The organism is Micromonospora sp. NPDC005324, assembly GCF_040607155.1.
In the GTDB taxonomy this organism is placed as follows: Bacteria; Actinomycetota; Actinomycetes; order Mycobacteriales; family Micromonosporaceae; genus Micromonospora; species Micromonospora trifolii.
The window spans coordinates 21,592-45,090 of record NZ_JBEXGE010000006.1 but is presented as its reverse complement, the minus strand read 5'-3'; the positions used below and the strand labels follow the sequence as shown (position 1 = coordinate 45,090).

Below are 23,499 nucleotides of genomic sequence, written 5' to 3'. Positions count from 1 at the left end.
GGAATCTCCACCCCTTCAGGGCGGAGAGGGCGTCAAAGCTCCCTCTGCATCAACGACGAACTCACCTACCGATTCGTCGAGGACGTCATCCGCGAACTCGCCGCCATCACCCCCGGACCGTTCCTGCACATCGGCGGCGACGAAGCCCACGCGACCACCGACGAGGACTACCGCACCTTCATGAACCGGGTCCTGCCCCTGGTCGCGAAGTACGGCAAGCGCGCCTCCGGATGGAACGAGATCACCCAGGCCGACCTGTCCACCGACGTCGTCGCCCAGTTCTGGGGCACCGGCACCACCAACGCCAGCCTTGCCGCAGCCGCCGCCCGCGGCAACAAGATCATCATGTCGCCAGGGAACAAGTCCTACCTGGACATGAAGTACGACGCCAACACCCGCCTCGGCCTGCGCTGGGCCGGCCTGATCGAGGTGTCCGACGCCTACGGCTGGGACCCCGCCACCCGCGTCACCGGCGTCGGCGAGAACGCCATCCTCGGCGTCGAGGCCCCACTGTGGTCCGAAACGCTGCGCACCCTGGACGACATCGAATACATGGCCTTCCCCCGCCTACCCGCGATCGCCGAACTCGGCTGGTCCACCTCCGCCAGCCACGACTGGGAATCGTTCCGAAACCGACTGGGGGAGCAGGCACCCCGCTGGCGACTGCAACAGGTCAACTTCTACCCATCCCCGCAGGTGCCCTGGATCTGACCCGTACCCACCTCACCCGCTGTTCGTGGGCACCGGCCGACCCGGCCGGTGCCCACAACGGTCAGCGACCGCAGGGTTTCCACCGAGCACTGCGCCCCGTCAGCCGGCGAGAGGCGGATACGACACCGTACGGACCACCGCCGCGGCGGCCCCCACCAAGACCCGCGGCCCGGTGGAACTCGGACGGGCAGAGGCGATGATCGTCGCCGGTTCACCCAGCACGTCACCCATGTCCACGGTCAACCCGGTGACGCCGCCACCGACCAGGCGAGCGGCCAGGCAGGCGGTGCTGTTCACATTGGCGATGTCCTCGGGAACCCCGATCGACGGCGCGAACATCCGGGCCACCACAGCACCAGAACGCGTCGGCGCCGAATAGACGTAGCAGCCCAGCAACCCCAACTGGTCGCACACCGCGCGGAGCCGGTCGAGGTCAGGGTCGACGGCCACGACGGCAGCAGGCGTGGTGATCGGCACCAGCATCCGCGCCCGCCCCACCGAGGCCACACACGCCCCGGAGAGCACGGTGCCCGCAGCGACACCGAGAGCATCGACGACGAGGCCGCTCTCGACCGACGTCGCGTCCCGCACCGCCACCGGACCCGGATCGAACGCGGCACGAATCTGGTCACCGTCGCGGGCCGCGCGACCGACGAACGTACGCCCCGACACCCGCAGCCTGAACTCGTGCTCGCCACCACCACCACCACGACGCCCGGCCAGGTATGCCACCGCCGCCACCGTCGCGTGCCCACACGCGGGCAGTTCACCCTCCGCCGCGAAGAACCGCAGGTCCACCGGCTCGTCGCCCACGACTGGCCCCACGAACACGGCATGCGACGTGCCCATCCGGGCCGGCAACCGGCTGCGTTCAGCGTCGCTCCACACGTGACCGGCGTCCGACGCGGGGGAGAGGGACTCGTCGACGACCGAGGTCGGACTGCCCCCACGCCCGCCCCGAAGGCAGGCGCTGACGATGGTGACCACACCCAACACTCTCACTAACATCTCGACCATGAACCTGGCAGCCGACCAATCCGCGGAGACCGGACCACCTGTGGTGTGCCTACCGATGTTCGGCATGACCCGCGCCGCCATGGCCGCCGCCTTCAGCCCCGCCCTCGCCGGCACCGGCCTGCGAGAGATCTACCTGGACCTGCCCGGCCACGGAGACACCCCCGCGAACTGCCCACCCACATCCCAGGCGGTTCTGGACACCGTCTGCGCATGGCTCGGCCAGCACCTCGACGCCCCAGTCCTGCTCGCCGGCGGCTCCTACGGCGCGTACCTGGCCACCGGCATCGCCCGTCAACGACCCGACCTCGTCCGCGGCCTGCTGCTCGTCTGCCCCGGGGTCACCATCGCCCGCGACAGCCGCGACCTGCCCGCCGACCCACCGCTCGACGCGCCCACGGGCTGGCTCGACGACGCCCCCGCGGCCCTGCACGCACACCTCGACGCGGCCCTGGGCCACCGCCGAGCGGCCGTCGTCGCGACGGTGCTCGCGGCACTGAACTCCGGCGGCCCCGGCGACGAGACCTTTCAACAGAAGCTGCAGACCGGCAGCGACTTCGCCCTACCCGACGAGAACGCCGATTTCGTCTTCGACGGCCCGGTCAGCGTGATCACCGGCCGGCAGGACCGGATCGTCGGGTACGCCGACCAGTTCCGCGCCCTGCGCCGCTTCCCCCGAGGCACCTACACGGTGATCGACGCGGCCGGACACTACCTGCCGTACGAACAACCCGCGCTGCTGCGATCGCTCACACAGGACTGGCTGCGCCGCACGCGAGACTAAACCGCGCGCAGGCACCCGCACCCCTCCCGCCAGCACAACGAGTGCGATTCGATAATGCGCATTATGTAAAGTAACGTGTTCCGGGGGTCCCCTCACGGCCTCCCGACAGGGGTTATTCGCGCGTCAGGCCGGGCGGACACGCGTCCTCGTCCGGCCCGACGAGGCGCGCGTTGACCAGCGGGTTGCGTCGCAGGGCCGTCAGTACGGCAACGTCGGCGCCGATGTCGGTCCAGGTGTCGTCCCACAGGGCCGAGACGAGCCAGGATCGATCCGCCGGAAAGAACAGGTCGGGCAACGCCCCGTCGCCGCGCATGTGACCGACGCGCCAGGTGAGAGCCTGTTCGGGCCCGGCCTCGACCAACACGTAGGGCCAGTCCCCGTAGAGGGACACCCTCGGGGCGTACGGGAAGACGACGTCGTGGGCGCCGGTGTCGAGAAAGCCCAGCCACCAGGGCTGGTCCGGCGTGCACGACACCAACTCGTCGATCACCGCGCGTTCGTGGGCGTCGAAGCCGACCCCGGCGGGCGGGTGGAAGGTGCCGTACGCCTCGAACACCGGCGGGATCGCCGTGGTGACCGAGAAGCCCTGCGTGGTGCGTCCGGCGAGCCAGGCAACGTCGCCGGCCGTGCCGATTCGCCAGTGCCGCCCGTCCTTGTCGACCTGGGCGGGGTCGGTCCGGGTGGTGGTGTTGATGGCGTCGTGGGGTGCGGCGACGGCGGTGGGCGATGCCCATGGAGACCACCCGGGTCGGTCGGTCGCCCGCCACCGGTGCCCCTCGGGACAGACCCAGGCCATGGGATCGTTCGGATCTCGGTACACGGTGGGTGTGCCGGGTTGACCACACTCGGGGCAGGTGGCAACGGGCGACGTCATGTCGCGCACGATACGTGTTTCTCGATCAGGGCCACCCGTGTCCGCACCGGTCCGGCTGGTGCCACGGCTCGGCGTACCCCTGTGCCTGCCTCTCGGAGATGAGGTCGGTGGCGGCCTCTCGGTCGGTGGCGTGTCCCCCTCGGTGGAGCGCCTCGATCATGGTTGTCCTGCCGGTGCCGGGTGCTCCGGTGAGGACGTATCGCCGGGGTTCTGGCATCTTCTCCCCCCTCTTTCGGCCCCCTTCCCGGAAACCCGAAAATGCTGCATAATATCCCTTATGCATGACAAACAGGACGAATCGCTCGCGGTGCTGATCGAGGAGTTCCTGACCGCGCGGGCCACCCGCAAGCCCTCCCCGCACACCCTGGCCGCGTACCGCAGGGATCTGCGCACGGTGGCCAGCCTGGTCGCGGACGATGCCACCCCTCCCCTGCCCCTGGACGCGCTGTCGATCACCGCCCTCTCCCCCCGGGTGATGCGTGCGGCCTTCGCCCGGTTCGCCGCCCCCCGGGCGCCCGCGTCGGTGCATCGGGCCTGGTCCACCTGGAACAGTTTCTTCACGTTCCTGGTCGCTGACGGGTTCGTGGCGGGCAACCCGATGCCGGCGGTCGGGCGGCCCCGGGCGCTACTCCCCCAGCCGAAGCCGCTGCGCGGCGCGGACACCCCCGAGGTGCTGCTCGCGTCCGCAGCGCGCGACGACGGGCGGCAACGTGACCCGTGGCCGGAGCGGGACGTGGCGGTGTTGGCGGTGGCGCTCTGCGCCGGGCTGCGCCTGTCGGAGCTGCTGGCGTTGCGCGTCGACTCGCTCGGCGGCCGGCCCGGCGAGCGGCGGGTCGAGGTGACGGGCAAGGGCGGGCGGCCTCGGGTGGTGCCGATCGAGGCGGATCTGGACCGGGTGCTGCGGGACTACCTGGACAGTCGGGTGCGGCGCTTCGGTTCGCGGTCGGTACGCGCCGACTCGCCGTTTCTGGTGGATCGGCGCGGTGAGCCGTTGCGCCGTGGTGGCCTGCAGTATCTCGTCGAGTCGTGTTACCGGCGGGCGGGCATCGGCGACCGGGTGCCGCGTGGTGCGCGGCTGCACGCGCTGCGGCACACCTTCGCGACCCGGTTGGCGGAGGACGGTGCGAGCGCGGCGGAGATCATGCGGTTGTTGGGGCACGCGTCGTTGGCGTCGTCGCAGACGTACATCGAGGTGACGGCCGGGCAGCAGCGTGACGCGGTCCGCGCCAACCGGACCAACCGCGCGCTGGCGGGTCTGGTACCGCCCGGATGAGTGTGGTCAGTGTGCGCGGTGGCCGGTGCTGTCGGCGGTGACGGGCAGGGGGCCGAGGACGGCGTTGATGATGTGGATGCGGGCGTTGGTGGCCTGGTAGTCGGCGCAGACCGTGTCGGCGCGGTCGTCGAGGCGGGCGGTGGGGCCGGTGCGGGTGGCGGTGATGGTGACGCCGTCGAGTGTGGTGGCGGTGCCGGCGGTGGTGAGGTCGGCGATCGGGTGGGCTCCGGTGATGAGGTGTGCTTTCAGCAGGGTGCGGAGCTGGTCGGTGTGGTGGGTCATGAGGTCGTCCCAGTTGTCCTCGGAGAACGTGGCGGCGAAGGCGTCGTCGGAGGGCGCCAGGAGGGTGACGCCGTTGCCGGCGGGCAGGTCGGTGAGGACGCCGCTGGTGCGCACTGCCGCTTCGAACGTGGTGAGGGTGGGGATCCAGCGCAGCGCCGCCTCGACGGGTTGGCCGGCGAGGAAGCTCGGGTTGCCGGGTTCGGTGCCGGTGGGCAGGGCGGCGCAGAGTGGCCCGGTGACCTGGGGTGCGGCATCGGTGTGGGGAGTTGCGGGGCTGGCGGTGCAGGCGGCCAGCAGCAGGGTTGGCAGGAGTAGGCCGAGCGTCCGTCGGACGCGCCGAGCGGCGTGCGGTCCGCGGAATCGTCGGGGGTGTCGCGGTGGGGTGGCGGGGTGCGACACGGCGTCCTCCACGAGTGCGGGGGTGACTGGTGACCCGGCGGCGCGGGTGTCGGCCCGCGCCGCCGGCGTGACGGCTCGCTAGTTGTCGGTCACAGTGCCGCGCACTGGGTGGTGCGGGGGCCGTGGACGGTGTTGGCGATGCCGAGGTTGTGCGGGGTGGGGTTGTTGCCGGTGCACCTGAGGGGGCCGCGGATGGTGGTGCCGGCCAGCACGGGTGCGTCGGTGCCGGTGGTGTTGCCGGACAGGTCGACGGGGCCGGCGATGGTGGCGTCGATGATGGAGATCGCGTCGGTGGTGGTGGTGATGCGGACGGGGCCGTTGATGGTGCTGTCGGCGAGGAGGATGCCGGCGGCGCCGGTGGCGGTGAGGGGGCCGCTGATGGTCGTTGCGGTGGTGACGAGCGCCGCGCCGGCCCGGACGGTGACGGGGCCGTTGATGGTGGCGTCGTCGGCGCAGGTGAAGCCGGTGACGGTCAGGGGTCCGTTGCGGCGGCCGGTGAGGGTGGGATAGATGCGTTCGCCGTCGGTCAGCCTCTCCACGCCCTTGGTGTCGAGGAGCAGGGGGATGAGGCCGCGTTCGGGTTGGTTGAGGGGGACGTAGTGGTCGTCGCCGATCGTGATGACCTTCCAGCCGTGGGCGGCGATGCGCTGGGCGACGGTGGTGCCGACGCCACCGGGTCCGTCGGTGCGGGCACCGTTGTACTGCGCGTCGGTGAGTTTGTAGGCGCAGGGAGCGTTGTCGAGGATCAGGTCGGCGGGGGGCGCGTCGATTGGTGGTGGGCTGTCGCCGGGGTGCGGTGCCGGGTGGGCGGGGATGGGGCGGGAGCCGCGGAACACCAGCCGGCCGGTGTTGGCGGCCTGGGTTTCGATGGCCTCGGCGCGCGAGGCGAGGATGTCGGCGCGGTCGGCGCGGTGGTAGTCGAGGAACTGGTGGAACGTCCACAGGGCGGAGTAGGTCTTGCGGCGTCGGTTGTTGGCGGTGTTGCCCTCGTCGGGGCGGGTCTGGCCGCCGGAGCTGCGCAGTTCCAGCAGGGAGTTGGTGACGTTCTTGAGTCCGAGGGTGTTGCGCAGGATGGTTTCCTCGCTGAGGCCGACGTTGCCGCCGCCTTCGCAGCCGTAGGGGCAGGCCCACCAGCCGGCTTCGGCGCCCTTGGCGTACATGTGGCCTTCGATCATGTCCTGGGACTGGTCGAAGATGGGTTGGGCGACGTTCTGGTGTCGGGGTGGCAGCATCGGTAGGTCGCCGGCGCGGGAGTTGCCGAACTCGTGGCCGTCGTAGCCGGCGACGGGTCGGTAGTCGCGGACCATTGTGATGTACGCGGTGGTCTCCGGCTGGCGGATCAGTGAGTAGTCGCGGTTGAGGTCCTGGCCGGTGGAGTTGCCGCGGGTGTTGTTGGCGCGGCCGTCTCCGTTGATGGTGGGGACGATCAGGACGGTGGTGTGGTTGAGCAGGTCGGTGATGCGGGGGTCGGTGCTGAAGGCGAGTTGGCGGACCATGATGAGGCAGGCTTCGCGGTCGCCCGGTTCGTTGCCGTGCACGTTGCAGTTGATGGCCACGGGTGAGGTGGCGGCGACGGCTTCCGGAGTGGCCGCCGGGATGGGGTGACCGATGACCATCATGTTGATGGGTCGGTTCTGGACGGTGCGGCCGAGTTCGACGACGCGGACGCGGTCGCTGAGGGCGTCGATGGCGGCGGTGTAGGCGTACTCGTCGGTGTCGCTGGTGTACTGCGCGGCGTGGGTGGTCTCCCAGCCGGTGCGCAGTTGCTCGCCGAGGGTCGTGGGGTTGCCCCAGGGTGCTGTGGTGGTGGCGGTGACCGGGTCGGAGTAGGGCTGTTCGGTGGTGCCGGTGCGGGCGCGTACGCGCCATTGGAAGGTGTCGCCGGGGTTGTAGCCGGAGTCGGCGAAGGTGGGCGCGTGTTGGTTGATCTGGCGGTTGGGTCGCCAGATGCCGACGATGGTGGGTGCGCCGGTGGGGGTGTTGTCGGCGTCGACGGGAGTGCGTTCGATCTGGTAGTCGGTGGCGCCGTCGACGGGTTGCCAGGCGAGGGTGGTGTATCCGTCGGCCTGGTGGGCGGTGAGGGCGGTGACCTGGTCGGGTGGTGCGGCGTTGGCGGGGGTTGGTGCTGCGGTGGTGAGGGTGATGGCGATGAGGGTGGACACGGCGATGAGGGTGGGTCGCTGGCGTCTCATGTGGCCTCCGACGAGGTGATCGTGGCGCGTGTCGACCAGCATGATCGTCGAAGTCCGTCGATGCAATGATCTTGAGGGAATCTTGCGACTCGGTGGTCCGCTCCCCCGCCGACCCTTGATCGACTCGGTTTTCAAAACGGCGCGGTCTCCGGGACACGGTGAGGCCCCGGCTTTCAGGAAGCCGAGTCGACCTTGGAGGCGGCGTCAGGCGGCGCGGTCAGCGGGCGTGGCGCAGGGCCCAGTCGAGGGCGACGTCGGCGATGCGCTGCCAGCCCTGCTGGGCGGGCAGCAGGTGCGCGTACCCCTCGAAGAGCTCGACCTCGGTGATGGTGTCGCCCTTGTAGTGCGCGGCGTTGGAGCGCTGCACGCTGGGCGGCATGATGTGGTCCTCCGAGCCGGAGATGAACAGCAGCGGCGCGCGCTTGTCGTTGTGGTAGTTGACGGCGATGTCCTGGGGGCCGGGCAGCAGGTTGGCCAGGACGCTGTCCCAGAGGATGCCGCCGGCGGCGGGGATGGCGTAGCGCTCGTACAGGGCGCGGGCGGTCTGCTCGTCGAAGGTGTTGGTGAACGCGTAGTTCCACTGCTCGAAGGTGAAGCCGACGGCGCGGTGCCGGTTCGCGGGGTTGCGCAGCACCGGGAAGGTGGAGCGCAGCTGCGAGAACGGGATGTTCTTGACGCCTTCGGTGGGCGCCGAGTTGAGGGCGACGGCGCTGGCGCCGTACCCCCGGTCGAGCAGGACCTGGGTGAACGCCCCACCGGCGGAGTGGCCCATGATGATCGGCGGCCTGGGTAGCGCGGCGACCACTTCGGTGAGGTGCTCGATGACCTGCGGCGCGGTCAGCGTCTCCAGAGGGCTGGGGTCCGCGTTGATCGCCTCGACCTCGCCCTCCAGCCCGGGGTAGGTGGGGGTGAGCACTCGGAAGCCCTTGTCCTGGTAGTGGGTGACCCAGTGTTCCCAGCTGCGGGGGGTGACCCAGAATCCGTGGATGAGGACGATCGTGTCCGGCGTGTCGCTCATGGTCAGCTCCGTGTTGTCGGGGGTGGCGATGGCGCAACGGCGGTGGTGTCGGTGAAGCCCCACCTTAGACATTCGCGACCCGCGATGGCGGCTTATCCCGACTGACGGTCGTCAGCCGAGGTCGACCAGCAGGGGGCGGTGGTCGGAGATGGTGGACGCCGGCGCGGTGACGGCGCGTACCTGTGGGAGGTGGTCGAGGGCGTGCCGGTCGGCGAGGATGTGGTCGAGTTGGACGCGGGGCTGCCCGGACGGGTAGGTGGGGCGTCGGCCCAGGGGGTGCCAGCCGGAGATGAGCCGGGCCGCGCCGGCGGGCAGGTTGAGGTCGCCGAGCAGGACGCGGGGGCCCGGTAGCGCGCGCAGGGCGCGGACGGTCTGCCGTAGTTGGCGGGCGTTCCAGCCGGGCACGAAGGACAGGTGGGTCGCGGCGACGGTGAGCGGGCCGTGCGGGGTGTCCAGGACGGCGGCGAGGACCACGCGGGGTTCGTCGTGCAGCAGGATGAGACCGCCGCGGGGGCCGGGTACGTAGACCGGGGAGCGCACCGGCGCCGGCTTGAGTCGGGTGACCTGCCAGCTGCGGACGGGGTATCGGCTGATCAGACCGATGCCGTAGCAGGGTTCGCCGTGGCCGTCGTCGTCGTGGCGCAGGGGGCGGAACTGTTCGCCGGGGGTGCCGACGACGGCTGCGGCGAAGCGGTGGTGCGGTGCGTCGAGGGCGCGGGCGGCGATGGCGGTGAGGTCCAGGTTGCCGCTGCGGCGTTGGTCGCGGTCGACCTCCTGTAGGGCGAGCACGTCGGCGTCGAGGGCGCCGATGGCGGCGGTGAGTCGGTCGGAGTCGACGAGCCCGTCGGTGAGGGACCGTCCGTGCAGCATGTTGAAGGTGGCCAGGCGCACTCCTGCACCTTACGTGCCCGTGGCATGGTTGCCGGGTGGTGAAGGTCTTGCTGTGTTCGATGCTGGTGTTCGTGGCGGTCGGCGCGTTGGGGGTGTGGTTGCGGCGTACGCGGGGTCGCTGACCGGGTGAGGCTGGCCACTCGGGTGCCGCTGCGGCGCGTCGGGTGGGGAGAATTGCCGCCCGTGGACGCCGTGACGCTGAGTACCCTGCTGGCCGCCGCCGCGATGGCCGGGTGGGTCGATGCCGTGGTCGGTGGTGGCGGGTTGTTGCTGCTGCCGGCGTTGCTGGTGGCTGCCCCGGGGTTGCCGGTGGCCACCGCGCTGGGCACGAACAAGTTGGCCGCGATCTTCGGTACGGCCACGGCGGCGGCGACGTACGCCCGCAGGACGACTGTCGACTGGCGGGTGGCGGGCCCGGCGGCGGGGTTCGCGGTGCTCAGCGCGGGCGTCGGCGCGGCGCTGGCCGGGGCGGTGCCGGCGTCGGCGTACCGGCCGGTCGTGCTGGTGGTGCTGGTGTCCGTGGCGGTGTTCGTGCTGCTGCGTCCGCGGATGGGGGTGGTGGCGGCGCCGGCGAAGCGCACTCCGGTGCGGGTGGCGGCGGTGATCGCGGTGGCCGGGGTGGGGATCGCGCTGTACGACGGGTTGATCGGCCCGGGCACCGGCACGTTCCTGGTGTTGGCGTTCACCGCCCTGGTGGGCGCGGACTTCGTACACGGCTCGGCGATGGCGAAGGTCGTCAACGCGGGGACGAACCTGGGCGCGCTGGTGGTGTTCGGGGTGACCGGGCACGTGTGGTGGCTGCTGGGCGCGGGCATGGCGGTGTGCAACATCGCCGGCGCGGTGCTGGGGGCGCGGATGGCGTTGCGCCGCGGCTCCGGGTTCGTGCGGGTGGTGTTGCTGGTGGTGGTGGTGGCGTTGGTCGCGAAGCTGGGCCACGACCAGTGGGTGAGCTAGCCGCGGCGGCTGGGTGAGTCGAAGCGCCCGGCGCGGATCTCGCGCAGCGCCCGGCGGCGGGTGTCGCCGCGCAGGGTGTCGACGTAGAGCCGCCCGCCCAGGTGGTCGGTCTCGTGTTGCAGGGCCCGGGCCAGGAACCCGCTGCCGGCGATCGTCAACGGCTCGCCGTGCTGGTCGACGCCGTGGGCGGTGGCGTGCAGGGCCCGCACGGTCGGGAAGTACAGCCCGGGGATGGACAGGCAGCCCTCCTCGTCGTCCTGGAGCTCGTCGGACAGCTCCAGGGTGGGGTTGATGAGGTGGCCGCGGTGCCCGTCGGCGTCGTAGACGAACACCTGGGCGCTGACGCCGATCTGCGGTGCGGCGACGCCGGCGCGCCCGGGGGCGCCGAGCAGGGTGTCCATCAGGTCGGTGACGAGGGCGCGCAGCTCGGCGTCGAAGGTGGTGACCGGTTCGCATCCGGTGCGCAGGACAGGGTCGCCGATGATCCGGATGGGCCGCATGGTCATGAGGTTCAGCGTATCGCCGTCCGGTGCTGCCCTCAGCGCCCGGCCAGGGTGGCGCGGATCGGGGTGGTCTTCGCGGCGGCCTCGGCGACCTCGGCGCGTGCGTCGCTGTCCCAGGTGATGCCGCCGCCGGCCCAGGTGTGCAGCCGCTGGCCGTCGGCGGCGGCGGTGCGGATGGTCAGGCCCAGGTCGACGTGGCCGGGGGCGACCCAGCCCAGCGCTCCCATGCTGGCGCCCCGCCCGACCGGTTCGAGGGCGCTGATCTGGGTCAGGGCGGCGAGTTTCGGGGCGCCGGTGACCGAGCCGCCGGGGCAGGTGGCGCGCAGCAGGTCGGCGAGGCCGAGGCCGTCGGCGGCAGCGGCGCGCACTGTCGACTCGGCCTGCCACAGGTCGCACCAGCGGCGCACGGCGAATAGCTCGTCGACGGTGACGGTGCCGGTGCGGGCGATGCGGGCGAGGTCGTTGCGTTCCAGGTCGACGATCATGATGTGTTCGGCGCGTTCCTTCGCGCTGGCGAGCAGCTCGGCGCGGCCGGTGGCGGTGGCCGGGCGGGTGCCCTTGATCGGTCGGGTGATCACCTGACCGTCGGTGACCTCGACGAGGGTTTCCGGGGAGGCGCAGCCGATGGCCCAGCCGTCGCCGGTGAGGACGCCGCCGTAGCGGGCGCCGGGGAGCGCGCCGAGGCGGCTCAGGGCGGGCAACGGGTCGCCGGTGTAGGGGGCGGCGGCGTGGCCGACGATGCTGGCCTGGTAGACGTCGCCGCGGCCGATGGCGGCGCGGACCGCGTCGACGGCGGCGGCGTGCTGGCCGGGGGTCCAGCTTTCGACCCACTCGCCGAGCCACCACGGCGGCCCTGCGTCGGGCCGGGTGACCCGGGTGGGGCCGTGCTGGTAGACGACGACGGCGAGGTCGGGCAGGACCGGCGCGGGTTCGGGCGCCCCGGTGGGGGCGCCGGCCAGCAGCGCCCCGGCGCCGGCGGACAGGTACAGCGCCGCGCCGCAGACCCCGGTGCCGTGCCCGGGGGTGGCGGGTCGGGTCAGGTCGCGCAGGGGCAGGCCGTGCGCGGCGAGGAACTCCTCGGCGAGGGCCGCGGGGTCACCGCCGTCGCCGCGAGACCAGTGCAGGCGGGCGCGTTCGGTCAGCGCACCCCGGCACGCGGCCGGCGCGCCGGGCACATCGACCAGTGCGGCCAGGCCGCTGTCCGCGGCGCACACCGTTGGGAGCGTTTCCACGCCGTACGGTCCAACCTTCCTCATCCGTTCAGTGGATTTCCCGTGCACCAGGCGGGCACCTGCTCGATGCTGGACACTTTCGCTTGGTACTGTGCGTCACTGGTCATGTGAACCATGACACAGTGCCCCCACAGTCCGGAGAACCCGATGTGCCAGCACCAACCGACCTGCCCCTCCGCTGAAGCCACCGACCGGGAAGCCGCACGAGTCCTCGCCTGCTTCCGTGAGCAGGGCTGGAGCCTGCTCTGCAACGGCGTCATCGTCTTCGAGGACACCGGCGAGCTGCTCCCCGACGGCAGCAGCATCGCACCGCACCGCGGCCCCGCCCGCCACGCCCTCGTGGCCTGACCGACCACTCAGCGTCACCGTTTAGCCGCCGTCGACCCAGGCTAGTCCCCCGGTAAGGGACGTCTCCGCCCAGGTCGCAGCGGCTGCCGGGGCAGGCCGTACCGCCCGCCCCGGCGCGCCGTCGCCATTCTCGACCGGCTGCGGCGTTGTCAGTCCTCGAACGCCTCCGGCGACGGGCACGAGCAGACCAGGTTCCGGTCGCCGTACGCGCCGTCGATGCGCCGCACCGGCGGCCAGTACTTCCCGGCCCGGTCCACCCCTGCCGGGTACGCGCCCACCGAACGCGGGTACGCGTGCGACCACTCGTCGCCGCTGACCATCGCCGCGGTGTGCGGCGCGTTGGCCAGGGGGTTGTCCCCCGCCGGCCACGCCCCGGAACCCACCTGCTCGATCTCCGCGCGGATCGCGATCATCGCGTCGCAGAACCGGTCCAGCTCGGCCAGGTCCTCGCTCTCGGTCGGCTCCACCATCAGCGTCCCCGCCACCGGGAACGACATGGTGGGCGCGTGGAAGCCGTAGTCGACCAGCCGCTTCGCCACGTCGTCCACCGTCACGCCGGTCGCCTTCGTCAACGGCCGCAGGTCGAGGATGCACTCGTGCGCCACCAGGCCCTTGTTGCCGGCGTACAGCACTCCGAAGTGCCCCCGCAGCCGCGCCGCCACGTAGTTCGCCGCGAGCACCGCCACACCGGTGGCCCGGGTCAGCCCCTCGGCGCCCATCATCCGCAGGTACGCCCACGGGATGGGCAGGATCCCCGCCGACCCGTACTTCGCCGCCGAGATCGCCGGCGAGGCGTCCACGTGCGCGCCCAGCGGGTCGCCGGGCAGGAACGGCGCCAGGTGCGCGCGGACCGCCACCGGGCCCACCCCGGGGCCACCGCCGCCGTGCGGGATGCAGAACGTCTTGTGCAGGTTCAGGTGCGACACGTCCGCGCCGAACTTGCCGGGCTTGGCGAACCCGACCAGGGCGTTGAGGTTCGCCCCGTCGACGTACACCTGCCCGCCGGCGTCGTGGACCTTCGCGCACAGCGACGCGATACCCGTCTCGTACACACCGTGCGTCGACGGGTACGTCACCATGATCGCGGCGAGCGCGTCACGGTGCTTGCCGATCTTCGCGTCCAGGTCGACGAGGTCGACGTTGCCGTCGTCGTCGCAGGCCACCACCACGACCCGCATGCCGGCCATCACCGCCGACGCCGCGTTCGTGCCGTGCGCCGACGACGGGATCAGGCACACGTCGCGGTGCGTCTCACCGCGCGACGCGTGGTACGAGCGGATCGCCAGCAACCCGGCCAGCTCCCCCTGCGAACCGGCGTTGGGCTGCACGCTCACCGCGTCGTAGCCGGTCACCTCGGCCAGCCACGACTCCAGCTGACCGATCATCTCCCGGTACCCGACGGTCTGCGCGTCCGGCGCGAACGGGTGGATGTTCGCGAACTCCGCCCAGCTGACCGGCTCCATCTCGGTGGTCGCGTTCAGCTTCATCGTGCACGACCCGAGCGGGATCATGCCCCGGTCCAGGGCGTAGTCGAAGTCCGACAGCCGCCGCAGGTAGCGCAGCATCGCCGTCTCCGAGTGGTGGCTGCGGAACACCGGGTGGGTGAGGAAGTCGCTGCCGCGCGCCAGGTCGACCGGCAGGGCCGCGTCCACAGGGCCGTCGAACGCGGGCACCCCGAACGCCTCCCACACCCGCGCCAGGTGCGCGTCGGTAGTGGTCTCGTCGCAGGACACCCCCACCCGGTCGGCGTCGACCAGCCGCAGGTTGACACCACGGTCCGCGGCGGCGGCCACCACCTCGGCAGCCGCGCCCGGCACGGTCGCGGTCACGGTGTCGAAGAACGCGACGTCCGCGACGTCCACCGAACCGGCGCGCAACCCGGCCGCGAGCCGCGCCGCCATCGCATGGGTACGCGTCGCGATGTCCCGCAGCCCGTCCGGGCCGTGGTAGACGGCGTACATGCCGGCCATCACCGCGAGCAGCACCTGCGCGGTGCAGATGTTGCTGGTCGCCTTCTCCCGCCGGATGTGCTGCTCACGGGTCTGCAACGCCAACCGGTAGGCCGGGTTGCCGTCCGCGTCGCGGGACACCCCGACCAGACGCCCGGGCAGCATCCGCTCCAGGCCCGAGCGCACCGCCAGGTAACCGGCGTGCGGCCCACCGAAGCCCATCGGTACGCCGAAACGCTGGGTGGTGCCGGCGGCGATGTCCGCGCCGATCTCCCCCGGTGCGCGCAGCAGCGTCAACGCCAGCAGGTCCGCCGCGACGGTGACCAGGGCGCCGACGGCGTGCGCCGCCTCCACGAGGCTCGCGTGGTCGCGTACCGCCCCGGACGCCCCCGGATACTGAAGGTGCAGACCGAAGAACTCCGCCGGCAACTCGTCGCGCTGCACGTCGAGGACCCGCACGTCGATGCCGAGCGGCTCGGCCCGGCTGATGATCACCGCGATGGTCTGCGGCAGGGCGTCGGCGTCGACGACGTACACGCCGCTCTTGCTCTTGGAGGCTCGCCGCGCCAGGGTCATCGCCTCCGCCGCCGCGGTGCCCTCGTCGAGCATCGAGGCGTTCGCGGTGGCCAGGCCGGTCAGGTCGGTGACCATGGTCTGGAAGTTCAGCAGCGCCTCCAGCCGGCCCTGGCTGATCTCCGGCTGGTACGGCGTGTACGCCGTGTACCAGGCCGGGTCCTCCAGCACATTGCGGCGGATCACCGCCGGGGTGTGCGTGCCGTGGTACCCCAACCCGATCATGGAGACGGCGACGGTGTTACGCGCCGCGAGGGCCCGCAGCTCGGCGATCGTCTCGGCCTCGGCGGCCGGGTCGGGCAGGTCGAGGGTGCCGTGCCAGCGGATCACCTCGGGAATCGCGGCGTCCATCAGCTCGGCGATCGAGTCGTGCCCGACGACCTCCAACATCCGACGCTCATCGTCGGGGCCGGGACCGATGTGACGGGTGGCGAACTGCTCTACGGTCATAGGGGCACTCCCGGGGCGAGGTCGACGTGTCGGCCTCCCCCTCTGTCGCACCCACAGGGGCACTCCACAGTGCCTGCCCACGAGGTCCTTTTGCCTGAGAGGTTCCGGGGAGGATTTGCCCCTTCGGCGCCGCCCTCGAATGCTGTCGGGCGGTCTCTCCCACGTGGGTGTTACCGGCGTGCTCAACGCTACCAGCGTTGGTGTTTCCCAGCGGATGTCCTACCCCCCGGGCCTCCAGCGCCCTGCCGTCACACAGTGAGCGGGGCTCCAGGAGCGACCCGGGCGGCCACCTGCGGCAGCACCACGCCCAACGGCGCGTCGACGCACACGGTGGCGTGGCCGTCACCCCGGGTCGGCCCCTGGTTGACGATCGCGACCGGGATGCCCCGTTTCGCGGCCCGAATCACGAATCGGCGCCCGGACATCACCGTCAACGACGACCCGAGCACCAGCAACGACCGGGCCTGCTCCACGGCCGCGAAACACCGCGTCACCCGCTGCGGCGGCACCGTCTCACCGAAGAACACCACGTCCGGTTTCAGCATCCCGGTGCCGCAGATCCCGCAGTCCACCGGCCGGAACGCCGCCACCTGCTCATCGGGGAGATCAACATCACCGTCCGGGTTGACCTCGGCGACGTGGGCCACGAAGTCCGGGTTGGTCTCGCGCAGCCGCCGGTGAAGCTCCTCCCGGGAGGTCAGGTTGCCGCAGTCCAGGCAGGTCACCTCGTCGAGGCGGCCGTGCAGTTCGATCACCGACGGGCTGCCAGCCGCACCGTGCAGACCGTCGACATTCTGAGTGATCACCGTGTCGACCAGACCGGCGTGTTGCAGCCCGGCCACCGCCCGGTGCCCGGCGTTGGGCGCCGCGCCCGCGATCAACCGCCAGCCCAGGTGGCTGCGCGCCCAGTAACGTCGCCGGGCCAGGGGATCGCGGGTGAACGCCTGGTAGGTCATCGGCGTGTGCCGCCGCGCCACCCCGCTGGGCCCTCGGTAGTCCGGAATTCCCGACTCGGTGGACAGGCCGGCGCCGCTGAGCACCACCACCCCACCACCGGCCACCAGTGAGGTCAACGCGTCGAAGCTCTCCATCACCTCTCCATGCTGCCTCAACCAATCCGCTGATGCCGAGCCCCGCGCCGGGTGGGCGGCCCCACCCGGCGCGGATGGCGTCGGCGGCTACACCGCGACGACGTCGGCGACGACGCAGGCGATGTTGTCCGGCGCCCCCTGCGCCCGCGCCAGGTCGATCAGCTCCCGCACCGTGTCCTCGGGATCGTCCGTCGCCGCCAACGCCACCCCCACCTCGGCCCGGTCGACGACAGCGGACAGCCCGTCGGAGCACAACAGATACCGGTCACCGGGCAGCGCGGTCCGCAGCGCCAGATCCGCCTCGACCTGCCGGCCGCCGCCGAGGGCACGCACCAGCACCGCCCGCTGCGGATGCGTCGCGGCCTGGTCCGGGTCGAGCCGGCCCTGATCGACCTGGGCCTGCACCCAGGTGTGATCCTGCGTGAGCAGCGACAGCTCACCGCCGCGCAGCAGGTAGGCCCGGGTGTCACCGACGTGCACCAGCGCCAGCCGGGAACCGCTGAGCAGCAGCGCGGTCAGCGTGGTGACCGGCTGGTCGGTGTCGGTGGCCAAGCCGTGCACGGCGCGGTCGGCGTCACTCACCGCGCCGGCCAGCATCGTCAGCAGGTCGGCGGCCGGCACGTCGGTGAGCGCCAACGGCTTCAGGGCGTCGACGGCGGCGGCGCTGGCGGCCGCGCCGCCGGGCCCCCGCATACCATCGGCCACCGCCCACAACCGTTCGCTGGCATACGCGGTGTCCTCGTTGCTGTCGCGCACCAGCCCGGTGTCACCACCGGCGGCGCAGCGAACGGCAACACTGGGATTCGGGTCAGACATGGTGGCGCCCCCTTCAGACAGGTGGTCCACGAGGAGGGCGGCGAGCCGCGCACGGGCCGCGGTGTCGGCGCTGACCTGCCGCCAGTACGCGGTGACCGCCTCAGCCGCCGCCGCGGGCTCCAGGCCACACACCACCCGGATCGTCGCCAGCGGCATGCCGAGCCGCCGCAACTGGGCGACCAGCCGAGCCACCGGCACCTGAGCCGGGTCATACAGGCGGTAACCGGACTCCGGATCGACAGCGGCCGGCACCAGCAGCCCCACCTGGTCGTACAGGCGCAACGCCTTCGGCGTCAGCCTCGCCGCCCGGGCGAACGCCCCGATGGTCATCAGCCCCACGTCACCATCCTCCACGCGCCGGTCACGGCGACCGGCACCCACCAGGCTCAGGGTTACCCGAAGGTCAAGGTCAAGCCGGTGGTCCCGCCCGCACCCGCAGCGCCGGTAGGTTGGGCGCATGCGCGTCGTCATCGCCGGAGGCCACGGCAAGATCGCCCTACTGTTGCAACGCCACCTCGTCGGGCGCGGCGACACCGCCGTCGGCCTCATTCGCAACCCCGAACAGGCCGCGACGCTACGCGCCGCCGGCGCCACCCCCGTCGTCTGCGACCTGGAACACACCCCGCTCGCGCAGCTGGCCGACCACCTCGACGGCGCCGACGCGGTGGTGTTCGCCGCGGGCGCCGGCCCCGGCAGCGGCGCCGCCCGCAAGGACACCGTCGACCGGGCCGCCGCCGCGCTGCTCGCCGACGCCGCCACCCGCGCCGGCGTCCACCGCTACCTGCTCGTCTCCTCCATGGGCGTGGACACACCACCCGCCCCCGGCACCGACGACGTGTGGGCGGCGTACCTGCGCGCCAAACGCGCCGCCGAGGACGACCTGCGCGGGCGCGACCTGGCCTGGACGGTGCTGCGACCCGGCCGGCTCACCGACGACCCACCCACCGGGCGGGTCACCCTCACCCCACACGCCGGCCCTGGCGCGATCAGCCGCACCGACGTCGCCCACGTCCTCGCCGCCCTGCTCGACGAACCGCGCACCACCGGCGCGACCCTCGAACTCGTCGACGGGCCCACCCCGATCGCCGAGGCCCTCCGCGCCGCCGCCAGCTGACCGACCCGCCGCGCCGAGGAGACCCCACGGACCCGCAACTCACCTGCCCCGCCGACGGTCGCCCTCAGCCGCCCGAGCGGTGCGCGGCGACCAGCACCGGCCCGCCGGGAACTGTCGGGAAACGCCGGACATCATCCAACCCCGCCCCCGCCAGGACCTGCGCCATCCGGTCCGCGTCGAAGGCGTTGCCGCCGTTGCGCACGGCGTTCCACCGGTCGACGGCCGCCCGCAACGGGTCCCCCGCCGGCGGATTGGTGCCCGCCACCAGCCAGCCACCGCCTCGCAGCGCCTGCACCAGCCGGGGCAGCGCGAGGGCCAACGTCTGCTGGGGAAGAAACGGCGCCGGCACCCAGACCAGGTCGTACCCGCCCGGCTCGGCCACCTCAGCGACGTCCTGACGGCGCAGACTGATCCGATCCGCGACATCGCCCGCCTCCGCCAACTCCCCGCGGGCCAGATCCAACGCCCGTTGCAGCACGTCGATACCCACCACCGACACCCGGGGCAACGCGCGGGCCAGGGCGACAGCCAACGCCGCGACACCGGTGCCCACGTCCAACACCCGGGCGTCCGCCGAGTCCAACCGCTCCGCCAGCCCCGGCAACTCCGGAACCACCCGCGCCGCCAACGCCCGGCCGGTCGCCGCCGACGCCCGACCCTGGTGCAGCAACACCTCGTCGTCCACCTGCGCCCAGCCGGCCCCACCCCCGCCGGAAGGCTCCTGCGCCGCCGCGGCGACCGCCTGCCGCAGCGAACTCAACCGCGCCTGCACCGCGCTGCGCCCGGTCGGCCCGTCGGCAGGCACCAACGACGGGTGCGCGACCGGCGCCCCACCGTCCCAGGACAGCAGACCGGCGGCCTCCAGCACCGCGCTGCGGTGCGGCGACGCCGCGAGGACCTCGGCCAGCGGGGCCGACAGGGCGTCACTCATGGTGCCGACCGCGGCCGCCAGCGCCCACGCCGACGCCTCCAACGCCGCGAGGGGGTCCGCAGACCCGCCGGACGGGGACGGTGATACGGACACGACGGCGCCTCTCCCAGGGGCGGGCCACCGATCAGCCCCGCCTGACCCCTCCGACTATGCCACCGCCGCCAGCGCGCCGGGTGGGGTCCACGTCAGCGAACCCCACCCCGGCGACCGCTCAGCGCTGCTGGTGCCGCGGCAACGCCGACTGGCCCACCACACCACCCACGAACGGCGCCCCCGGCGTCTCCGCCGCGATCCGGTCCATCGTGCGCGCCAACTGCTCACTGCCGTCGTCGAGATGCCGCGCCGCCGCCTGCATGTGCGACACCATCATCTCGCCGAAGATCCGCAACGCCTCCCGGGTCGCCACCGTGTCGTCGAAGCTCGACCCCGCCGCGCTGCGGTACTCCGCCACCGCCCGCTCCGCCTCCTGCTTCGCCTCCGCCTCCGCGGCGTGCAGGTAACTCTCGTACTGCACCCGGGCGTACTCGGCGACCCGACGCGCGTAGTCATGCGCCTGCGCGATGATCTGCTCGGCCTCCCGCTGCGCCGCCGACAGCAGATTCACCTCCCGCGCCGCCGGGACCTTCGCCGCCGCCCCCGTACTCGGAATCACCCCGTGCCGGTGCAACTCCACCCGGTCGGTCAGCCGCTCGTTCTCCGCCCGCAACGTCGCGATCTGCGTCGCCAACAGGTCCAACTCGTCAGCGACCTGCACCCGGAACCGGTCCACGTCAGCGTTGTCGTAACCACGCCGAGCGAACGACGCCGCACCGAACTCCCACCGCCGCACCCGATCGGCGGTCATCCGCACCTGCACACCGCCGGAAACCTGCACCCCGTCATACCGACTGATCGGCGTCGCGCTCACCTGTGCAGACCTCCGTTCGCGACTGCGGAGCTCGCACGCTCACTGCTCTCGCTCACCTGTGCCCACCTCCCGAAGTGTCACCCGCAGCCGGCTGCTGCACCGCCGTCCGCCACGCCGGGCCGTACCACTGCGCACCCAGGCCCTCGTGATGCACCTGACCCGCGTGGAAACCCGCCTGGACCAACGTCCGCACCGCGTGCGACACCATCTCGTCCGACCCACACACGAACACGTGCCGGGACCGCCAGTCACCGTCGGCCAACGCCCGGTCCACCGCCTGCACGAACTCTCCCGGCCGGTGCACGTCGGCACCCACCACGTACGTCACCGTCAACCACGGATGCGACGACGCCAACTTGTCGATCGCGTCGCTGTCGTAGAACTCGCTACGGGACCGCGCACCCACGTACAGGTCCACCCGTCGGCGGGAACCCTCCGCGGCCACCTGCTCCACCAACGCCTTCACCGGCGCCCAACCGGTACCCGCGACCAACAGCAACAGGTCACTGGAGCCCGCCGACCACAACCCCAGCCGGTCCCCCACCGGCGCCGCCAGGTGGACCCGATCCCCCACCGCCGACCCGTACACCAGCCGCGACGACACCGCGCCACCCGGCGCGGCCCGCACATGCAACTCCAACGTGCCGTCCGCGCGCGGCGCGTTCGCCGGCGAGTAGTACCGCCACGACCGCACCGACGGGTGCGACACCCCGATCGACTGACCCGGCGTGAACGGCAACAGATACTGCGGACGCACCGTCAACACCGCCACGTCGAACGCCCGCCGCTCATGCGCCACGATCTCCGCCACCCACCACGGCGGATTGACCGACTCAGCGGCCTGCGCGGCCTCCATCATCACCTGGGCGACCAACCCGTACGCGGCCGTCCAGTCCGCTGCCAACTCGTCGGTCCACTGCTCGGCGAGGAAATGCTGCAACGTCGCCACCAGCGCCTCACCGACCGCCGGGTAGTGCTCCGCACGTACCGCGAACTTGCGGTGATCCGCGCCGAGATCCTGCAGGAAACCCACCAGCCGATCCACCTGGTCCACGTTGGACACGATGTGACCCAACGCGGTAACGAGGCGGTCCCGCTGACCGGCCATGTTCGTGGGGAACATCTGCCGCGTCTCGGGATGGGCGAGGAACAACGTCGAGTAGAAGTAGAGCGGCACCTGGTCGCCGTGACCGGCGACCACCGACCAGCTCTGCTTGAGGCGAGCCGCGTCCACGCTCAGGCGCCCGACCTGTTCCCGGCAGCCACCACCTGGCCCTGCACCTGCCCCAGCACTGCCTGCACATCGGCGAGGACGTCCGCCGGCACCCCTAACTCGGTCAGCGTCGCCGTCAGGTGCTCGCCCACCTTCGCGTAGTGCCCCACCGTGATGTTCAACGGCTGGTGCGCCTCGGCCAACCCGCGACCCGTGTACTCGTTCGGGCCACCCAGCACCACTGTCAACATCAACGCCAGATGCCGCCGCTGGCCGGCCATGTCCACGTCAGCGAAATAGTCCGCCAACTCCGGGTCCGCGAGCACCTTGTCGTAGAACAGCTCGACCGCCGCCTTGACCGAACTGGCACCGCCAATACGGTCGTAATGCGAGGCGGGAGCAGTCTCTTCCGTAACCGTCACGGTCGTTCCTTCCGGGGGTGAAGGGTCCAGAACCGTGAGGGACCATAGCGTGTCAACCGCCCCCGGTCAGCGCCCCCGTATCGGATTCCCGACAACACGCCGCCACCGTGCGTCACCACTACCGATGGGTATCTCCACAATGGGCCACCGACACGACACCCACGGTATCCACAGTGGACCGACACGGCCGAGAAAGCCCTACCACCGTCACCGACGGTCGCGAGAAAACAACCGGAAAAAAATCCGAAAGGCCCAACGGTCAGCCGGCGCGCCGCCGCGCCCGCCGCGCCGCCAACTCGTCACCCACCGGGTCTGGCCCCGACGCCACCGCCGGCTCCGCCGGGCCGCTCATCGCCGGCTCCGCCGGCAGATGCGACAACGACCCCTGGATCTCCTTGAAAGCCCCACCGATCGCGATGCCGAAGACCCCCTGGCCACCCTGCAACAGGTCGACCACCTCCTCCGGAGACCGGCACTCGTACACCGTCGTCCCATCAGAGATCAGCGTGATCCCCGCCAGATCCTCCACACCACGCGACCGCAACGCCTCGATCGCCTTACGGATGTTCTGCAGGGACACCCCCGCATCCAACAACCGCTTCACGACCTTCAACACCACCAGGTCCCGGAACGAATACAACCGCTGCGTCCCCGAACCCGAGGCGTCCCGAACGCTCGGCACCACCAGCGTCGTCCGCGCCCAATAATCCAACTGCCGGTAACTGATGCCCACCGCGTGACAGGCCGTCACACCCCGGTAGCCAACCGAACCGTCACCCTCAGTTGCCACACCTGGCGACGAGGCACCCGACTCGTCGAACCCTGCACCCGGATCGGAATCCCGCGGCTCGTGCATCCGGACAACCTCCCCGTCAGTGTGGCGACGCATCGTTTCCGGGACGCGCACCCCTCGACATGGAAACCCTATCGCCACCGTCAGGGGTTACCACGGAGGAACCGACGCGACACGCCGCGCAGCCACCGAGAAAGATCACCAACCGAGCCCGGGCACACCTCAGCCCGCGAAATCCTCCGGACGCACCTGCTCCAGGAACTCGCGGAACTTCTCCACCTCGTCCTCCTGCTCGTCAGGGATAACGATCCCCGCCTCGCTGAGGACCTGCTCCGCACAACGAATCGGCGCACCGACCCGCAACGCCAACGCGATCGAATCGCTCGGCCGCGCCGACACCCGCACCCCGTCGCCGATCAACAGATCCGCGTAGAAGACGTTGTCCTTCAACTCGGTGATCTCCACCGCCTGCAAGGGTGCCTTCAACGCCGTCAACACGTCCCGCAGAAGATCATGCGTCAACGGCCGGGCCGGCTTGACCCCCTGCTGCTCATAAGCGATAGCCGTGGCCTCGACCGCGCCGATCCAGATCGGCAGATAGCGGTCCCCCTCGACCTCCCTGAGCAGGACGATCGGCTGGTTGCTGGGCAGCTCCACCCGAACTCCGACCACGCTCAGCTCGCGCACCGCCGCCTCCGTGTCGTTGTCACCTACGCCGCACCGCGCCCTTCCCTGCACGGTACACGGACCGCAACACGGCCGTCC

General features: G+C 71.6%; 24 protein-coding genes and 1 riboswitch. Of the genes, 6 read left to right on the top strand and 18 right to left on the bottom strand.

All coding sequences use genetic code 11. The features are described 5' to 3' along the window. Positions 1-3 precede the first annotated feature (3 nt). Positions 4-711 (top strand): family 20 glycosylhydrolase, encoded by a 708-nt coding sequence (locus ABZS40_RS08200; RefSeq protein WP_354942824.1) that lies wholly within the window; start codon positions 4-6, stop codon positions 709-711. Between the two features lie 99 nt (positions 712-810). On the opposite strand, the gene ABZS40_RS08195 is transcribed toward ABZS40_RS08200, so the two are convergent. Beyond that, positions 811-1,719 (bottom strand): PhzF family phenazine biosynthesis protein, encoded by a 909-nt coding sequence (locus ABZS40_RS08195; protein WP_354942630.1) that lies wholly within the window; start codon positions 1,717-1,719, stop codon positions 811-813. Positions 1,720-1,726: 7 nt separating this feature from the next. On the opposite strand from ABZS40_RS08195, the gene ABZS40_RS08190 reads away from it, so the two are divergent. Beyond that, entirely contained in the window at positions 1,727-2,509 is a 783-nt protein-coding gene (locus ABZS40_RS08190) for an alpha/beta hydrolase (protein ID WP_354942629.1), read from the top strand. A 112-nt stretch (positions 2,510-2,621) separates the two neighbouring features. On the opposite strand, the gene ABZS40_RS08185 is transcribed toward ABZS40_RS08190, so the two are convergent. Both ABZS40_RS08185 and ABZS40_RS08180 read right to left on the bottom strand, forming a co-directional pair. Continuing rightward, positions 2,622-3,383: a hypothetical protein gene (locus ABZS40_RS08185; protein ID WP_354942628.1), complete on the bottom strand. Its 762-nt coding sequence runs from the start codon at positions 3,381-3,383 to the stop codon at positions 2,622-2,624. Between the two features lie 25 nt (positions 3,384-3,408). Then, positions 3,409-3,600: an AAA family ATPase gene (locus ABZS40_RS08180; protein WP_354942627.1), complete on the bottom strand. Its 192-nt coding sequence runs from the start codon at positions 3,598-3,600 to the stop codon at positions 3,409-3,411. 60 nt (positions 3,601-3,660) lie between these two features. Between ABZS40_RS08180 and ABZS40_RS08175 the strand changes: the two genes are divergently transcribed. Continuing rightward, entirely contained in the window at positions 3,661-4,656 is a 996-nt protein-coding gene (locus tag ABZS40_RS08175; protein ID WP_354942626.1) for a tyrosine-type recombinase/integrase, read from the top strand. 6 nt (positions 4,657-4,662) lie between these two features. Here ABZS40_RS08175 and ABZS40_RS08170 read toward each other — a convergent pair whose 3' ends face one another. From ABZS40_RS08170 to ABZS40_RS08155, 4 genes are all read right to left on the bottom strand, one after another. Continuing rightward, positions 4,663-5,337: a fasciclin domain-containing protein gene (locus ABZS40_RS08170; protein WP_354942625.1), complete on the bottom strand. Its 675-nt coding sequence runs from the start codon at positions 5,335-5,337 to the stop codon at positions 4,663-4,665. Between the two features lie 89 nt (positions 5,338-5,426). After that, positions 5,427-7,529: a M14 family zinc carboxypeptidase gene (locus ABZS40_RS08165; RefSeq protein ID WP_354942624.1), complete on the bottom strand. Its 2,103-nt coding sequence runs from the start codon at positions 7,527-7,529 to the stop codon at positions 5,427-5,429. A 217-nt stretch (positions 7,530-7,746) separates the two neighbouring features. Next, positions 7,747-8,547, bottom strand: coding sequence for an alpha/beta fold hydrolase (locus ABZS40_RS08160; protein WP_354942623.1), 801 nt, complete (start codon positions 8,545-8,547; stop codon positions 7,747-7,749). Between the two features lie 111 nt (positions 8,548-8,658). Beyond that, positions 8,659-9,438, bottom strand: a complete 780-nt coding sequence (locus tag ABZS40_RS08155) for an endonuclease/exonuclease/phosphatase family protein (protein ID WP_354942622.1) — start codon at positions 9,436-9,438, stop codon at positions 8,659-8,661. A gap of 183 nt (positions 9,439-9,621) precedes the next feature. Between ABZS40_RS08155 and ABZS40_RS08150 the strand changes: the two genes are divergently transcribed. After that, positions 9,622-10,392 carry a TSUP family transporter gene (locus tag ABZS40_RS08150; protein ID WP_354942621.1) on the top strand — a complete coding sequence of 257 codons (771 nt, stop codon included), beginning with the start codon at positions 9,622-9,624 and terminating at the stop codon, positions 10,390-10,392. Here ABZS40_RS08150 and def read toward each other — a convergent pair. Both def and ABZS40_RS08140 read right to left on the bottom strand, forming a co-directional pair. Next, positions 10,389-10,898 carry a peptide deformylase gene (def, locus tag ABZS40_RS08145; RefSeq protein ID WP_210783845.1) on the bottom strand — a complete coding sequence of 170 codons (510 nt, stop codon included), beginning with the start codon at positions 10,896-10,898 and terminating at the stop codon, positions 10,389-10,391. The two genes, ABZS40_RS08150 and def, sit on opposite strands and share 4 nt — an antisense overlap. A 32-nt stretch (positions 10,899-10,930) precedes the next feature. Next, positions 10,931-12,178, bottom strand: coding sequence for a chorismate-binding protein (locus ABZS40_RS08140; protein WP_354942823.1), 1,248 nt, complete (start codon positions 12,176-12,178; stop codon positions 10,931-10,933). 96 nt (positions 12,179-12,274) lie between these two features. Between ABZS40_RS08140 and ABZS40_RS08135 the strand changes: the two genes are divergently transcribed. Further along, complete coding sequence (locus ABZS40_RS08135; RefSeq protein ID WP_007460326.1) at positions 12,275-12,475, top strand: DUF5999 family protein; 201 nt, start codon at positions 12,275-12,277, stop codon at positions 12,473-12,475. A gap of 149 nt (positions 12,476-12,624) precedes the next feature. On the opposite strand, the gene gcvP is transcribed toward ABZS40_RS08135, so the two are convergent. The 3 genes from gcvP to ABZS40_RS08120 all read right to left on the bottom strand — a co-directional run bounded on the left by gcvP (position 12,625) and on the right by ABZS40_RS08120 (position 17,693). Beyond that, positions 12,625-15,447: an aminomethyl-transferring glycine dehydrogenase gene (gene gcvP, locus ABZS40_RS08130; protein WP_354942620.1), complete on the bottom strand. Its 2,823-nt coding sequence runs from the start codon at positions 15,445-15,447 to the stop codon at positions 12,625-12,627. A 72-nt stretch (positions 15,448-15,519) separates the two neighbouring features. After that, positions 15,520-15,619, bottom strand: a riboswitch (glycine riboswitch). Positions 15,620-15,695: 76 nt separating this feature from the next. After that, positions 15,696-16,538, bottom strand: coding sequence for an NAD-dependent protein deacetylase (locus ABZS40_RS08125; RefSeq protein WP_354942619.1), 843 nt, complete (start codon positions 16,536-16,538; stop codon positions 15,696-15,698). A gap of 87 nt (positions 16,539-16,625) precedes the next feature. After that, positions 16,626-17,693 (bottom strand): MerR family transcriptional regulator, encoded by a 1,068-nt coding sequence (locus tag ABZS40_RS08120; protein WP_354942618.1) that lies wholly within the window; start codon positions 17,691-17,693, stop codon positions 16,626-16,628. Positions 17,694-17,811: 118 nt separating this feature from the next. Here ABZS40_RS08120 and ABZS40_RS08115 point away from each other — a divergent pair, with 118 nt between their 5' ends. After that, positions 17,812-18,468 (top strand): NAD(P)H-binding protein, encoded by a 657-nt coding sequence (locus tag ABZS40_RS08115; protein WP_354942617.1) that lies wholly within the window; start codon positions 17,812-17,814, stop codon positions 18,466-18,468. Between the two features lie 64 nt (positions 18,469-18,532). On the opposite strand, the gene ABZS40_RS08110 is transcribed toward ABZS40_RS08115, so the two are convergent. From ABZS40_RS08110 to ABZS40_RS08085, 6 genes are all read right to left on the bottom strand, one after another. Further along, positions 18,533-19,492: a class I SAM-dependent methyltransferase gene (locus ABZS40_RS08110; RefSeq protein ID WP_354942616.1), complete on the bottom strand. Its 960-nt coding sequence runs from the start codon at positions 19,490-19,492 to the stop codon at positions 18,533-18,535. Between the two features lie 118 nt (positions 19,493-19,610). Next, positions 19,611-20,306, bottom strand: coding sequence for a cell division protein DivIVA (locus ABZS40_RS08105; RefSeq protein WP_112587029.1), 696 nt, complete (start codon positions 20,304-20,306; stop codon positions 19,611-19,613). 52 nt (positions 20,307-20,358) lie between these two features. Beyond that, positions 20,359-21,540 (bottom strand): globin domain-containing protein, encoded by a 1,182-nt coding sequence (locus tag ABZS40_RS08100; RefSeq protein ID WP_354942615.1) that lies wholly within the window; start codon positions 21,538-21,540, stop codon positions 20,359-20,361. 2 nt (positions 21,541-21,542) lie between these two features. Further along, positions 21,543-21,941: a group 1 truncated hemoglobin gene (locus ABZS40_RS08095; RefSeq protein WP_354942614.1), complete on the bottom strand. Its 399-nt coding sequence runs from the start codon at positions 21,939-21,941 to the stop codon at positions 21,543-21,545. 259 nt (positions 21,942-22,200) lie between these two features. After that, positions 22,201-22,797 carry a MerR family transcriptional regulator gene (locus ABZS40_RS08090; protein WP_354942613.1) on the bottom strand — a complete coding sequence of 199 codons (597 nt, stop codon included), beginning with the start codon at positions 22,795-22,797 and terminating at the stop codon, positions 22,201-22,203. Positions 22,798-22,956: 159 nt separating this feature from the next. Beyond that, positions 22,957-23,421 carry a bifunctional nuclease family protein gene (locus ABZS40_RS08085; RefSeq protein WP_354942612.1) on the bottom strand — a complete coding sequence of 155 codons (465 nt, stop codon included), beginning with the start codon at positions 23,419-23,421 and terminating at the stop codon, positions 22,957-22,959. Positions 23,422-23,499 lie beyond the last annotated feature (78 nt).

Coding starts and splice junctions, on each gene's coding strand:
- ABZS40_RS08090 (WP_354942613.1), bottom strand. CDS start 22,797: ATGCACGAGCCGCGGGATTCCGATCCGGGTGCAGGGTTCGACGAGTCG.
- ABZS40_RS08185 (WP_354942628.1), bottom strand. CDS start 3,383: ATGACGTCGCCCGTTGCCACCTGCCCCGAGTGTGGTCAACCCGGCACA.
- ABZS40_RS08175 (WP_354942626.1), top strand. CDS start 3,661: ATGCATGACAAACAGGACGAATCGCTCGCGGTGCTGATCGAGGAGTTC.
- ABZS40_RS08125 (WP_354942619.1), bottom strand. CDS start 16,538: ATGGAGAGCTTCGACGCGTTGACCTCACTGGTGGCCGGTGGTGGGGTG.
- ABZS40_RS08115 (WP_354942617.1), top strand. CDS start 17,812: ATGCGCGTCGTCATCGCCGGAGGCCACGGCAAGATCGCCCTACTGTTG.
- ABZS40_RS08165 (WP_354942624.1), bottom strand. CDS start 7,529: ATGAGACGCCAGCGACCCACCCTCATCGCCGTGTCCACCCTCATCGCC.
- ABZS40_RS08180 (WP_354942627.1), bottom strand. CDS start 3,600: ATGCCAGAACCCCGGCGATACGTCCTCACCGGAGCACCCGGCACCGGC.
- def (WP_210783845.1), bottom strand. CDS start 10,898: ATGACCATGCGGCCCATCCGGATCATCGGCGACCCTGTCCTGCGCACC.
- ABZS40_RS08195 (WP_354942630.1), bottom strand. CDS start 1,719: ATGTTAGTGAGAGTGTTGGGTGTGGTCACCATCGTCAGCGCCTGCCTT.
- ABZS40_RS08190 (WP_354942629.1), top strand. CDS start 1,727: ATGAACCTGGCAGCCGACCAATCCGCGGAGACCGGACCACCTGTGGTG.
- ABZS40_RS08160 (WP_354942623.1), bottom strand. CDS start 8,547: ATGAGCGACACGCCGGACACGATCGTCCTCATCCACGGATTCTGGGTC.
- gcvP (WP_354942620.1), bottom strand. CDS start 15,447: ATGACCGTAGAGCAGTTCGCCACCCGTCACATCGGTCCCGGCCCCGAC.
- ABZS40_RS08135 (WP_007460326.1), top strand. CDS start 12,275: ATGTGCCAGCACCAACCGACCTGCCCCTCCGCTGAAGCCACCGACCGG.